Origin of the sequence: Desulfobulbus rhabdoformis (assembly GCF_016919065.1) — a bacterium.
GTDB lineage: Bacteria > Desulfobacterota > Desulfobulbia > Desulfobulbales > Desulfobulbaceae > Desulfobulbus > Desulfobulbus rhabdoformis.
This window is the reverse complement of sequence record NZ_JAFFQA010000010.1, coordinates 123,703-137,159: the sequence shown is the minus strand read 5'-3', so window position 1 is coordinate 137,159 and position 13,457 is coordinate 123,703. Positions and strand designations below refer to the sequence as shown.

The window sequence follows — 13,457 nt, the reverse complement described above, 5'->3', positions numbered from 1 at the left end:
CGGTGCGGTAGACTGCTGTCTACGATCAAAATGGCCGGAAGGAGAAATCCTTCCGGCCATCTACGTTGGAAAAATAGCTGGTAATTATACGTGAGAAACATGTTGGACGGGAACTTGAGAATCTACAGACCGGAGCTAGAAACTTATTCATCGGTCCTCCCACCGCACTGGGGAGCATGAAGGAGGAAAAGACAAGGCCTGCAAGCAAAACGTTTTGGCTGCCCAGGTGTTGGGCGGCTATCGAAGGACCAAAAGCTTGATAAAAGCCCCCCAGAGCCCAGGTTGCCACAAAGGTGCAGGCTGCAATGGGATAGAGCCTACGGTCGGCATGAGGCATGGAAAACTGAGGTCGTAGAGAGGAAAGCAATCCTGGAGTACGTCGAACCGTTTCAGGACTGCATACCAGCAAAATTGCACAGGCAACTAAAACAATCAGCATCACCAGATAACAAAGCACTCGAGGATAGGGTCCATACTGGGCAAGCGTTCCGGAGAGAATCGCGCCTCCGGTTAAGCCCACCATTCCTCCACAACTGATGACCGATGCGGCTAACCAGTGCAAGGCAGGTGGCGCACTATCTGCGATATAGGAAGTCACAGTACTGGAAGCCAGTCCACAGGAGATGCCAAGGAGTAGTCGCCCGACAATCAGTGGCGTTGCGCTATCAACCTTCATGAGGATCAAACAGGCAAGCGCAGTCAGCAGGTATGAGGTCAGTGTGATGGGTTTACGTCCCAGGTGGTTTGAAATTCTCCCCATAAAAAGCAGGGCCGTTATCGCCCCGATAAAATAAACCACTGCCGTTAAGGAGAGATCGCTGTAGCTGAGGCCATCGGCACGCCGGTACAGATCATACAATGGGATTGGAGTGGCTGATGCGGCAAAAAGGACAATAAAGGAGAGTGAAGAGGAAATAAAACCGAGATATTTCATGGTGCGCACTTCCGGGGATTTCTTGATAAACAATGGATCCAAATGATTCAGAATCTGCAAGGTGGGCACAAAGAACGCACCCACCCTACCTGCTATTTTCCTGAAAGAGTTTAAAGAAATGCGCCGTTACAGACCTGAAGGACCTGCCCTTTCACACAACGCCCCATCTCACTGGCTAGATAGAGGCAGGCATAGGCCTGATCGATGGGCTTTGTCTGGGGCAAATCAATATTGGCGTACTTGGCCGCGTATTTAAGCATTGTATCCCCGCCGGGCTGGGTCCCATCCACCCACTTGGCAGCGGCCGGTGTCTCGGTGGCGCCTGGGGCAATAGCATTACAGCGGATATTGGTCTCGCAGAGACGCATGGCCACGTTCTTGGTCAGGGTATCCACGGCTCCCTTACTGGCGGTATAGGTAGCACCACAGATGGGGCGTTTGCCGTTCACGGATGAGACAGTCACGATAACACCCTCGTTTTTTGGCATGAAGTACTTGAGTGCTTCGCGGATATAGCGAATCGGACCACCTACATTGATATTGAGGATATAATTCATCCACTCGTCCTCAGTCTCGTCAATGGCGTACTGCTCCCCCAGTCCGGCATTATTAATCAGAATATCAAGATCGCCAAACTCTTTGATTGTGGTCTCAAAGACCTTTTTACAGTCATCAAGCGAACCGATGTCGGCAACCACACCAGTGGCTTGGTATCCCTTGTCTTTTATCTCCTGCACCGCCTGGTCAAGTTTTTCCTGGCCGCGGGCGGTAAGAACGACATTGGCCCCCTCTTCCGCAAAAAGGTGGGCTACAGCATAGCCGATACCATAGCTTGCGCCGGTAACGATCGCAGTTTTGCCAAGTAACATTTGTTTCTGCATAGGATACTCCTGGTATATTTGATATTGGGAAAGGGAGTACAATCAAGGCACCGTTCGGGGCCAGCGGGGGAAAGAATCTGATTTCTTTTATCTCTGTATCCCTTATCTCATGCAGAAAAAACTACTCCTCCAGTGTGGTATTGCAAATACACGATCCTCCCAATACTTTGCCCGATTCTCCATATCCCTCTCTTTTCGTGAATGTCCGTCGAGCTGGATACTTAAGGATACAGGTGTCAAAATTTCGTGGAAGGACCATTCTCCAAAAACATATCGAGTGGATATCTCGGTCTTTGCTTCCCAGTAATCTTATTTGATCTGGATCAATGAAGGGAGTGTACTGATGGATGCCCCCAAGGGGCAGCAGGTGAAGCTGAACGACAAGTAATTTTATTGAAAATACATGTCGTATCAGCAGGATAGTTATTTACTCCCCGTCGTCACGGGGTCAAATTTGAGAAAAGGCAGCCTTCTGGGACGAAGAATACCATTGGTGCCGAGTCGATTGGGAAGGGCTCCCCCGGACCAAGGAAAGTACCGCCTGAGTGCAACAAGTGTATTGCCAGCTTTAACCTCAGTTACTTTTTCTCCGCTTTCTGCCCCTCGATTGCTTCTTCGTCTCCTGACACGGCTACCGGGCCATATACCACGGGTTTATCGTCTTGTCCTCGCTCTTGCTGAATCTCTTCTTTTTCCGCATATTCCACACAAGCTTCATACTCTGCACGGATAAACCTGCGTTGCAGTGCTTCAACATCTGCGCAATATCGTTCCAGAAGCGGATACTGCCCCCGCAGGGATTGAAGTTTTTCCACCTGCGGTGGAAACAGCGTCTTATACTCCTGCAAACGGTTCCCATAGCGGGTCACGCCCATAGCCGAAAAAACAAGAATCCCTAAGGCCCAGTTATCAAGATGTGCAATCTGGCTGCTGTTAGCGGTGATGGCATAAAACCCTAGGGCAACGGAGACAAAGGCAAGCCCAAGAAAACAGCTGAAGCAGAGCGTATACTTTTTCTTATTTCGAAATATATCGGCGTCCGGTGCAGTGTGCAGGTTGATATTCATATGCTGACTCTTGTGTTGCTTAATAACGCCTGAATCCGTCACGGATTCAGGTAACGATCTCTTACGATCTCAATACGAATAACTTTGGTAAGATCAATGTCTTGAACGGAGATAACTCCATTTCCAGTGCTGCCGGTTTTCCAGGTGTCGTTGTACTGCTTTTCAGTTATTTCAACCAACTTTTGGTCTATTTCATGGTTATTTTCGTCAAAAAATTTGGCCCAATATTCCGCAACGTTCACGCTGAAATTACCCTTTGCTTTGATATCGAAAACCAGCACCGGAGAAGAAGCATACTCCCAAGGGGCAAGCCTTTCTATCTTGACATGATAGTGACTTGACACCGAGATCCGTTTGCCCTCCCTTCCCGCCGGCAGAACTTTTTTAATTGATCTGTGCAGGTTGCTGATATCAAAGTAGTTGATAAACACGCCCCAGTCTATAGGCGGTATGGTCACCTCCTGCTGCGCCCCATCCATCTGCTGCTCTGCATTCTTCAACAGCTCTTCAATGGTGCTTGGAGTCTTTTTCGCCTGCGTCTCTGGTGCGGAAAGTACCATACCGGGACTTCCCAAACTCAGGGCCAAGACGACAAGCAACATGCTGAAAAATATTTTTCCAGGCATAGCACACCTTCCTGTAAGGCGACACGTATTGGGTTTATAAATACTCCACATCCTGTCGTTCTTTTTTAGATGGCCGGGGCTCCATGGCCCGTTCCGCCGCCATACGCATCAACTCAATGGCATAGGTTGAGCCGGAGAGGCTAAAGCGGGAGACCTTAAACCGATCGTTTTCCATGGGCACTGCAATACTTAAATAGTTTGCCTGTTTGACAATATTATCTATTTGATCAAAAGGATAGATGTAGAGCACATTGTTCTTTTTGTATGTATGCCCACAAACCAGCTTAACCTGCACGGCCCCTGCATTTGAGTTGACCAGGGCCGGAGTTTTATATCCCTTGTCACAGGTTATGCCGATATCCACCAGGTACATACAATTACCTGAATCGAGATAACAGTATTGGCCAAGAATATGACGGGATGAATTCAAGGTCGAGGCGTAAAGAAAATCATCACCATCAATGTCCAATACCCAGTCTTTGGAGTATCGGGGCTTTGCCTGCCCCAAACTGGTTACCATAAGCACGACCAAAAAAAATAAACATCCACTGCGCATTGTTCTGCCCTCCAAACCAAAAACTCTTTTTCTACCTTAATAGAAGCTCCATTGCCGCTTATCCCGTCCCTCTGCCTTCTATGGGGACACAGCATTGTCACATTTTTTAAACGACAAGCAGTTCCTATTTGACTCGGTGAAGCTGGAAACGGCACGAGTAGCCAACATCGGAAGAGGTATTTAAAACGGACCGTCCATACCCCTGAAGATAGCCATCCACCCTATTTCCCTGAAACTGTAACCTGAGTTGCGCTCCCTTTTGCAGAAGAAACATTTCCGTTGTTCCCATGGACTGCAGCACACTGCGCATAACCGCACTTGCCTCCAAACCACTGACATTCGGGCCGGTAAAAGAGTTGGCTGCTGCTGCAAGCTTGCTGTTGGTGTTTGAAAGTATGGCCGTTACCGTATCACCCTGAATTGTGATTGACAAGTATTGGGCCAAGGCAGTGCCCGGCGAAGGGGTATCGTAGCTGTGGGGAACAATTCGCTTTTTATAGATTCCAATACCGGATGGATTCTTATCATAGACGTATCCGGAGCCACCTCCTGAAAATTTTGCAGCACTTACCAGGTAGAGCCCTCCAACCTGATCATCGGTGGTGGTTCCCAAAAAGAGGTGCAGGGGATTATTTTCGTAAGCAAGAGGCTGTTTTAGCTCAAGGACCATGGGCTGGTGAAAGGCAACTCCGTGTATGTTCCCGTTAGCCTGTCCCTGCCAGGTACTGGGAAGGGGTGGGGCGGCAAAGGCAATACTCACGAGCAGGCTGCAGGCCACAATTAATACGAGAATTCGCTTCATCTTGCTCTCCCATTCGTTAGGAACGACACTATGTACCACTTCATTTTCAATGCAACATACCGTTTTCCTTCCCTCAAAATCCAGACAATTCCCCATAATTAACACAACCAGATGAATTCACGATATTTTTAACTCACAACAAAGCTGACACACCAAGGAATGCTTGCGAGTTCAGGTTTTCACCTGCTTCGCTCGACGCACTGAATATTTACCCCTCATTTGGGCCAAAGCTCAATCAAGAGGGAAAAAACAAAAAGGCCGCAGTGCAGTATACACGGCGGCCCTTTGTGCGTTTTTGCAAAAAACAGAAAAATTTTCAGTGTCCACCACCCAAATAGGCCCGCTGTACCTGCTTATTTTTCAACAGATTTTCAGCAGAATCGGCAAGCACAATATTTCCCACCTCCATGACATAACCACGATGGGCCAGTTTCAGTGCGGCCTTGGCATTCTGCTCTACCAGGATAACGGTTACCCCGGCTTTGTTGATAGTCTTCACCGTCTCAAAAATGGATTTGACTAAAATCGGAGCCAGGCCAAGACTCGGCTCATCCAGGAGAAGAATTTTTGGATTGGACATCAGTGCCCGGCCAATGGCGAGCATCTGCTGCTCGCCGCCACTCAAGGTGCCAGCCAGCTGTTTACGCCGTTCCTCCAACCGGGGAAAGAGTTCAAAAATCCACTGCTTACTGGCTGCAATCCTCTCGGGATTGGCGGAGGTGAAGGCACCAAGCATCAGGTTTTCCTCCACAGTCAGGGTTCCAAAGACACGACGTCCTTCCGGGCTCTGGGTTATCTTAAATTTCACAATCTCGTGGGCAGGCAGGGTATGCAGAGCTGTGCCCTGAAAATCGATGGAGCCATCTGTTATATGTACCAGACCTGAGATCGCGTTGAGGGTGGTCGACTTTCCCGCCCCATTGGCCCCAAGGATGGTGACGATCTCGCCTGCATCCACCTGCAGGGATATGCCATGCAGGGCCTCGACATTGCCGTAGTTAACCCGAAGATTTTTTATACTCAACAACATGATATCCCTCTATTCATCCTCATCGACGCCCAGATAGGCCTCAATGACCTTTGGGTTAACCTGAATTTCAGCAGGCGAGCCGGTGGCGATCTTTATTCCATACTCAAGAACTACAAGCGATGAGCAGACCTGCATCACAAGCCCCATGTCGTGTTCGATCAGAAGCACGGTAATGCCCCGAGCCTGAATGGCCCGAATAAGTTCAATAAGCTCTTTTGTTTCCTGGTCGTTCATGCCGCCTGCTGGCTCATCCAGGACCACCAGTTTTGGTTTGGTGGCCAGTGCCCGGGCAATTTCCAAAAGGCGTTGGTTGCCATAGGAAAGGTTCTTTGCCTTATTCTGCCACTCATGGTCCAATCCGACAAATTCAAGCTCGGCCATGGCCTGAACCATGGCGGCCTCTTCTTCCTGCCGTTGGGCCTTGGTGCGAAACATGGCCGAGAGTGAGCCGGAACGCATGCGGCAGTGGCAACCGGCCAGAACATTCTCCAGCACTGACATATTTTGAAAAAGACGAATCGTCTGAAAGGTCCGGGCAATCCCATGCTCGACAATGGTGTGTGTGGGCAGTCCGACCAGGTTGGTCCCGTCAAAGAGGACCGTGCCGTTATCAGGCTTATAGTTGCCTGAAATAAGGTTAAAGACCGTTGTTTTCCCGGCACCGTTTGGGCCAATGAGCCCGACAATACTCCCCTGTTCCACAGAAAAGCTGACATCGTTGACCGCCATGAGTCCGCCAAAACTCTTGGAGAGGTTTTCCACCTGCAGCAATGTACTCACTTGGCACCTCCTGCCGAGGCAATCTCTCCCAGCTTATACCGTTTGGGGCGTGGGGGGAGGAGCCCCCGGTTACGGAAAATCATCATCGCCATCATGGCCGCACCGAAAATGAGCATACGATACTCGGCAAACCCTCGGAAGACCTCGGGCAGTCCCACCAGCAAAAAGGAGCCAAGAATGACACCGGGAATGGAGCCCGCCCCACCCAGGATGACAATGGTAAAGAGAATGACCGATTCGTCAAAGGAAAAGGATTCCGGAGCGATGATAGTCATTTTCGAAGCATAGATCGTCCCGCACATTCCCGCCCAGACTGCACCGATGACAAAAGCCTCGAGCTTGTAGCGGGCAATATTGATGCCGCAGCCACCGGCTGCCACCTCATCTTCTTTGATATAATGCAGGGCGCGCCCAAAGCGGGAGTGCTCCAGACGAATCAGGAGAAAGATGGTCAGGGCGGCAAAACTCCAGATGAGGTAATAAAAATGAAAGGGTTTGGCGATTTTAAAACCAAAAAGCATGGGCCGACTGATTCCATAGATACCGTTGGCACCGCCGGTGATGTCAAAGACGTTATTAATCAAGGCAATGCGCACGATCTCGACAATACCAATGGTGACGATCAGGAGATAATCTCCACGCAGGTGAATAATGGGACGGGCCACGATCAGGGCAAAAAAACCGGCCATCAGCCCGGCAGGCAGTATGAGCCAGAGGACTGGAACTCCATACTGCGTGTTCAAAATGGCAGTGAGGTAGGCACCTATGGCGTAAAATGCCGCATGGCCCATATGAAAGAGCCCGGCATGGCCAAGAATAACATTCAGGCTCAAAGCTAATATTGCGTAAATACCGACATTATTCATGACGTCTGTCCAGTAGGCGTTTAAGAAAAACGGACAGGTTGCCATAAGCGCGGCAAAAAGAATTGCAAAAATCTGTGTTGGTTTCATACTTTTTCAGCCACCCTTTCCCCTAAAAGACCTGTAGGACGGGCAATGAGGATGAGAATAAGGACACCAAAGGAGAGGGCGTCTTTCCAGGCAATGGAGATATAGGCCGCTCCCATTGCCTCGATCACCCCGAGAAGCAGTCCGCCAAGCATGGCACCGGGAATATTCCCGATTCCTCCAAGAATGGCTGCAGTAAAGGCCTTGAGCCCATACATCCACCCCATATTGAAATTAATCTGACCGTAATACAGTCCAACCATCAACCCAGCTGAACCGCCGAGTGCAGGGCCTATGCAGAAGACAAGCATGATCACCCGATCCACATTGATCCCCATCAGCCTGGCCGCCCCCTGATCAATGGCCACGGCGCGAATGGCCGTGCCGATCTTGGTTTTCTGAATGAAAAAGTAGAGCGCAGCCATCAGGACCACAGAGGCCAGAAACATGACAATACGCATGAGTGGAATATCCACCCCGAAAATATTGACGGCTATGCGTGGCAGGAGATCATGGGGATAAACCAAGAGACCGGGGCCGTAGATGGCCATGATCGCATTCTGAAAAAAGATCGAGGCCCCCAGAGCAGAGACGACCGCTGTGAGGCGATGCGACTGACGCAGCGGCTTATAGGCCACCCGTTCAAGCAGTGCTCCGATTATCGCCACCAGTACCATAACCATGACCACCAGAAGCAGGACCGAGGCCAGGGCACCAATTTTATCAAAGAGCCCCATGGAAAGCAGTAAAGTCAGTCCCAGGTAGGCACCAATGGAGAACAGGTCCCCATGGGCAAAGTTGATCAGTTTCAAAACCCCATAGACCATGGTGTATCCCAAGGCAATAAGGGCGTAGATGCCGCCGACGGCGAGTCCGTTGGTCAGTTGTTGAAAAAATTGTTCCATAGCATTTGTCAAAAAAGTGGGGATGAGCTTCGTGAGTCTTGTGCAAAAAAACAGCAATGAGCCTGTTGTTTTATTTTGCACAAGGCGCACGGGCTAAAAAAGAAAGGCGCCGCCACAGATATGGCGGCGCCGAGACAGCAGCAACACTTAGGGCTGAAGGATAAATTTCCCGGCAGCGTCAACCTTATACACGCGGTACAAATCACCGACCCGATCGCCCTTGTCGTTAAAGGAGATTTTCCCGGTCAGGCCGGAAAAATCCTTGAGATCATGCTTGAGATAGGCGGCCAGTTTATCGCTCTTGGTAGCCCCGGTTTGGGCGACAGCTTCGGCAATAACCCGGTAGGCATCACCGGCGAGAACAGCCCAAACCGACCCAGGAGCCTTACCGTAGGCGGCCTTGTAATCGGTCAGAAATTTTTTGGCCTCCGGCGTGTTAAGATCGCCAGGCACGGGAGGGCTGAGGAACATGTAGCCCTCGGCGGCTTTTTCACCCGCAATTTTCACCAGATCCGGGTTATTCGTGGCATCCCCGCCAAGCATGGGCACATTCCAGCCCATATCCATCTTCTGACGGAGGATCATGCCTGCCTCGGGATAGTAACCGGTGAAAAAGAGGACATCCGGAACTGACGATTTCAGTTTGGTCAGGATGGCATTATAATCTCGCTCACCAGGGGTCAGGGCGTCAAAGAAGACGATCTCTTTTCCCTCGGACTTCAGCAAGGCCTTTGCTTCGTCAGCCAACCCTTTAGCGTAGGATGTGTTATCATGGAGGATGGCGATCTTTTTAAAACCGAGCTTATCCAGGGTTTTGGCGGCAACCATGCCCTGTTCGTCATCGCGGGGACAAGTACGCATAAAAAGCGGGAGTCCCTTCTCGGTAAGACGAATGGCGGTGGAGCCGGTGGCAACCTGGAGGATATCGGATTCGGCATAGATATTCTGGGAGGCCTCGGTTACAGAAGAACCATAGGTACCGATTACAGCCGCAATATCTTTGGTGGTCAGACGGGTTGCCGCCAGCGCGGCCTGGCGGGGATCACCGCCGTCATCTTCAACAACCAAATCAACTTGAATACCATTGATGCCACCAGCCTCATTGCTCTGGGCCACTAACATTTCAACGATCTGTTTCATATCCTGCCCTTCACTGGCCCAGGAACCGGTCAGGGGGCACATAAGGCCGATACGAACGGTTTTTGCCCAACCAGTACCCATGCCAAGCATACAGACCATGACACTCAAGCAGACGAGAGTACATATCCTTTGTTTCATCGAGACACCTCCGGGGTTGCGTCGTTTGTAAACGACCTAAAACAACTGTCCAGGATCCACAACGGCTTGAAAGGAGCCATTTTTCCTGGATTTCAATAGACCATAAGGGTGTCTTGAATAATTAGATTTTTCAATCAAGGCCAGATAAGCGTAGACTTCGAGGATTGTTCAAAATTTTACCGCAGGCATATATGTGATATTCCGAGGATAAAATTTTAAGCATGTCGAGGTAAGCGCCAGACTCCGCGGGATTGGCAGAAAAAGCAATTATTCAAGATGCCCATAAGGCATCACTGCAAGGACAGGGAGCAAAGACGACAAAACCGCTGTCTCGCAGGCGACGCCGCGAATATGCATGATTAGTCAAAATCACGCAAGGAAGCAACCACCTTTTAATGCTGCAAGGTTGTTCTCGGGTACTTCGTTTGACCAGATATGGCGATCAGCAATGGAACGCATCCCCCTCGCAGATGTAGCCCCTGAATCTGTGACGGCGGGTGGTCACCGAACAAGGTATCCTATCAGGGATTCAGGTATACGTTACAAGACCGCTCAGGCCTCCTCATTCACATCATCCCAGTCCCGACGCAAAGCTTGCAGGCGCTCTTGATAGGACTTCGCGTCCCCATATTCAATAAATTTATGATAGCGACTATGCATAGTCGCAACCTTGCGAGCATGCTTGATCGGGCACCAGTACTGCTCGGTACGGGCGGCAATTTCCTGGACATACCCAATCAACCCGTTGAAATAGCCACAATACATACAGTTGATCTTCTCAATAATATTGAGATAGGCCAGGGCGTGACGATCAATAACCATATATTCGCTACGTTTGACCTGGGGGATGCCATAGAGAGAAAAACAGATGAGCTGATACAGGGTCACGGTGATATCCATAAAGACAGCTGGAATCAAACACCCCCAAATAAAGGGAATGGTCAGCAGATTCAACAGGGGAAGCGATTTGAAATAGCTCGATACCCGCACAAAAAACTGTTTCTGGTACGCCCTGGCCTCTTCTTCAAAGATGACCTTTTTCCCTTTGATCCTATATAAAAATTCCTCTTCTTTTTTCTGAATCTCGGTGACGAGTTCTTTTTCCAGTTTCTGTATCTGGCCAATAATCTCTTCGATGCGGCTCATGAGCAATCAATCCTTCGTTCAATGGTTTCAAACTGTTAGCGGACCTGCAAGCTACCCCGCCCTCTCATAATCTCCTTAATCTGCTTTCGGCCGTAGGTCAATTTCGTTGTTCTCGTCAATCTTCTGGAAAAACAGAGTCAGGCGATTTCCCAGAGAAAATCATAGCTGCACCACTAATTCAATGAAACTACAGGAAGTTAAACTCTATTAGGTATTCCTAATATTTTATATTGACAATTCTTGCACCAGCCGGCATTATATCAAAAGTTAGTCATAGCTAACAAAGTACAAGCAGAACACCTGTTTTCATACAGAAAAGAGCCACTCTGCTTCAGCGTCAACAAATACACCTCAGCAAGAGTTTCAACTCAATTATCCAAGGAGTTCAACCCAATACTTTTCAGGAGAAAGTATGTACGAAGGCAATATTGAAGCCAATCAACGAAACGGCAACCTGCACATCAACCTTGATGGTCATTTTTCAGCAGAGGTTGCCTTTGAGCTGACCAGCACCATTGCCAAATCCTATAATGGGAAAGGCAATATTTTCGTCCACACAGCGAAGGTTACCACCATTGCCCCCGAGTCACGAACCACTCTATCCGATCAGATAACCATGCTCGGCTTACCGGCAGAAAAAATGTATATGACAGGCGTGAAGGGGCTGGATATCAGCCCGGACAAGGGGAAAGTGATTGTCTACGAGAAGAGAAAGAAAGGATGCTGCGGCAAATGCAAAAACTGCTCATGCCACAGTAAAAGGTAAAGGTAGAAGTAGCCCCACCCGCAGTCACGGATGCACGTCTTCCGTCAAACGGGTGGGAAGGGGCACGGAGGTCTCTGTTGGTTTAGTGCATTTCCAAACTCGGCTTGGTCATAAGGGCTAACTGGGCCTCCTCATTATCCACGGATACCTCAATAGCAGCCTGGAGCAGATCCACTGTTAATTCATTAGGATGCCGATGAAGACGTTGGGAGAGATAGAGCAGACGTTCCAGTGTCTTTCCCGTCAATTCCAAGGTAATGTGTGCACTTTTCATGATGACCTCCTGGTCGCGTTAATAACTTGCCGCACTTATTCTTCCCTTGCGGTTGCATTTGAAAAAGACACAGCATTTCTGCTCCAGGCCTCTTTAACCACCAACGACTTGTAAAGGCGTTTCGCCGGCAAACGAATCGCCCGGAGTAAGGCATGGCAACCGGAAACAATTCCCTGGCTGAAAAAGAGGCCGGAACAGAATTTTTTTTAATTGCTGTGCAAAAATTTGCTCTCTCTACAATGCACCAATAGAACTCTCCTCAGTTCTCAAAAGCGCTTATAAGCTTTTGCACCGCGGCGACTGCAGGCAGCTGACCACTGGCGACCTGATGCTCGATATCACCGACGATCGCATTGACTCCAGGATGTCTGGCAAAGAGTGAGCGCAGATGATCGTCGACCATTTCATGTACCCACTTGATATTCTGCTCCTTACGATGCCGTGTAAACACACCGGATTCCTCGGTGATTTCACGATATTTCGTTATGACTTTCCAAATGTTGTCAATTCCCTCATTGGTCAGGGCCGAACAGGTATAGGCGTGTGAGGTCCACCCCTCGGTTGAGGGCTGCAGATAATGCATGGCCCGCTCGTATTCGCTGCGTGCGGTCTCTGCAAAGAGTTTGTTTTTCCCGTCTGCCTTGTTGATCACCAAGGCATCGGCCAACTCCATGATGCCTTTTTTGATGCCCTGCAGTTCATCGCCTGCGCCAGCGAGCATCAGCAGAAGGAAAAAATCCACCATGGAACGCACCGTGGTCTCACTTTGTCCCACTCCGACCGTTTCAATCAAGATGACATCAAAGCCTGCGGCCTCACAGACCAGCATGGTCTCACGGGTCTTACGTGCCACCCCCCCCAGAGTAATTCCGGCGGGAGATGGACGAATGAAACATCGTTCATCCCTGCTCAATCGCTCCATACGTGTCTTATCGCCAAGTATGGAGCCACCGGAAATGGAACTTGAAGGATCCACTGCCAAAACAGCGACCTTATGGCCCTGTTCTATAAGATGACAGCCAAATGATTCGATAAAGGTGGATTTCCCCACACCGGGGACACCGGTGATACCTATACGAATCGAGTTTCCTGTGTGCGGCAGGAGGAGTTTCAGAACCTCCTGCGCCTGTTCAATATGTTTGACCGCATTGCTCTCCACCAGGGTAATGGCCCGGCCAAGCACGGCTCGTTCGCCACGCAACACCCCCTGGGCGAATTCCTCGGGCGTCAACTGCGCCCGCTTATGGCGCACCGCCGGTTTGGCTGCCGGCTTGGTGCTTTTATAGGTACTTATTCCGTCATGCCCCGCTTCCACACCATCCATCACCCGACAGGCGAATCCTTCGCAATTCCCTTCCGGTGCCCACTCCGGTTTTTTGGTGTCAGATGCCATTGGTTCTCCTTATTTGTTTATAGGGAAGGAGGCCCCTGTAGATGCAGCCAGGAACCTCCTCGAGGGAAC

Annotated in this window: 15 protein-coding genes; 1 reads left to right on the top strand and 14 read right to left on the bottom strand. The window is 49.8% G+C overall.

Annotated elements, in window-relative coordinates:
* Positions 1 to 25 precede the first annotated feature (25 nt).
* The 12 genes from JWJ90_RS07585 to JWJ90_RS07530 all read right to left on the bottom strand — a co-directional run bounded on the left by JWJ90_RS07585 (position 26) and on the right by JWJ90_RS07530 (position 10,955).
* A complete protein-coding gene (locus JWJ90_RS07585; RefSeq protein ID WP_205226601.1) occupies positions 26 to 934 on the bottom strand; it encodes an MFS transporter in 909 nt (302 codons plus the stop codon).
* Between the two features lie 110 nt (positions 935 to 1,044).
* Positions 1,045 to 1,815: an SDR family NAD(P)-dependent oxidoreductase gene (locus JWJ90_RS07580; RefSeq protein WP_205226600.1), complete on the bottom strand. Its 771-nt coding sequence runs from the start codon at positions 1,813 to 1,815 to the stop codon at positions 1,045 to 1,047.
* A 578-nt stretch (positions 1,816 to 2,393) separates the two neighbouring features.
* Positions 2,394 to 2,882, bottom strand: coding sequence for a hypothetical protein (locus JWJ90_RS07575; RefSeq protein ID WP_205226599.1), 489 nt, complete (start codon positions 2,880 to 2,882; stop codon positions 2,394 to 2,396).
* Between the two features lie 38 nt (positions 2,883 to 2,920).
* Positions 2,921 to 3,508 carry a hypothetical protein gene (locus JWJ90_RS07570; RefSeq protein WP_205226598.1) on the bottom strand — a complete coding sequence of 196 codons (588 nt, stop codon included), beginning with the start codon at positions 3,506 to 3,508 and terminating at the stop codon, positions 2,921 to 2,923.
* A gap of 34 nt (positions 3,509 to 3,542) precedes the next feature.
* Positions 3,543 to 4,064 (bottom strand): hypothetical protein, encoded by a 522-nt coding sequence (locus tag JWJ90_RS07565; RefSeq protein ID WP_205226597.1) that lies wholly within the window; start codon positions 4,062 to 4,064, stop codon positions 3,543 to 3,545.
* Between the two features lie 124 nt (positions 4,065 to 4,188).
* Positions 4,189 to 4,866: a hypothetical protein gene (locus JWJ90_RS07560; RefSeq protein ID WP_205226596.1), complete on the bottom strand. Its 678-nt coding sequence runs from the start codon at positions 4,864 to 4,866 to the stop codon at positions 4,189 to 4,191.
* A gap of 316 nt (positions 4,867 to 5,182) precedes the next feature.
* Positions 5,183 to 5,896 carry an ABC transporter ATP-binding protein gene (locus tag JWJ90_RS07555; protein ID WP_205226595.1) on the bottom strand — a complete coding sequence of 238 codons (714 nt, stop codon included), beginning with the start codon at positions 5,894 to 5,896 and terminating at the stop codon, positions 5,183 to 5,185.
* A gap of 9 nt (positions 5,897 to 5,905) precedes the next feature.
* Complete coding sequence (locus JWJ90_RS07550) at positions 5,906 to 6,625, bottom strand: ABC transporter ATP-binding protein (protein WP_205226606.1); 720 nt, start codon at positions 6,623 to 6,625, stop codon at positions 5,906 to 5,908.
* A 47-nt stretch (positions 6,626 to 6,672) separates the two neighbouring features.
* The gene (locus tag JWJ90_RS07545; RefSeq protein WP_205226594.1) at positions 6,673 to 7,629 is read right to left on the bottom strand and encodes a branched-chain amino acid ABC transporter permease; all 957 of its coding nucleotides are present in this window, start codon (positions 7,627 to 7,629) and stop codon (positions 6,673 to 6,675) included.
* Complete coding sequence (locus tag JWJ90_RS07540; RefSeq protein WP_205226593.1) at positions 7,626 to 8,531, bottom strand: branched-chain amino acid ABC transporter permease; 906 nt, start codon at positions 8,529 to 8,531, stop codon at positions 7,626 to 7,628. The genes JWJ90_RS07545 and JWJ90_RS07540 overlap by 4 nt, the downstream gene beginning before the upstream one ends.
* 147 nt (positions 8,532 to 8,678) lie before the next feature.
* Positions 8,679 to 9,770: a branched-chain amino acid ABC transporter substrate-binding protein gene (locus JWJ90_RS07535; protein ID WP_205226605.1), complete on the bottom strand. Its 1,092-nt coding sequence runs from the start codon at positions 9,768 to 9,770 to the stop codon at positions 8,679 to 8,681.
* Positions 9,771 to 10,361: 591 nt separating this feature from the next.
* Positions 10,362 to 10,955, bottom strand: coding sequence for an RNA-binding protein (locus tag JWJ90_RS07530; RefSeq protein WP_205226592.1), 594 nt, complete (start codon positions 10,953 to 10,955; stop codon positions 10,362 to 10,364).
* 412 nt (positions 10,956 to 11,367) lie between these two features.
* Between JWJ90_RS07530 and JWJ90_RS07525 the strand changes: the two genes are divergently transcribed.
* Entirely contained in the window at positions 11,368 to 11,721 is a 354-nt protein-coding gene (locus JWJ90_RS07525; protein ID WP_205226591.1) for a hypothetical protein, read from the top strand.
* A gap of 82 nt (positions 11,722 to 11,803) precedes the next feature.
* Here JWJ90_RS07525 and JWJ90_RS07520 read toward each other — a convergent pair whose 3' ends face one another.
* Positions 11,804 to 11,995 (bottom strand): hypothetical protein, encoded by a 192-nt coding sequence (locus JWJ90_RS07520; RefSeq protein WP_205226590.1) that lies wholly within the window; start codon positions 11,993 to 11,995, stop codon positions 11,804 to 11,806.
* A gap of 259 nt (positions 11,996 to 12,254) precedes the next feature.
* The gene (meaB, locus tag JWJ90_RS07515; protein WP_205226589.1) at positions 12,255 to 13,388 is read right to left on the bottom strand and encodes a methylmalonyl Co-A mutase-associated GTPase MeaB; all 1,134 of its coding nucleotides are present in this window, start codon (positions 13,386 to 13,388) and stop codon (positions 12,255 to 12,257) included.
* Between the last annotated feature and the right edge of the window lie 69 nt (positions 13,389 to 13,457).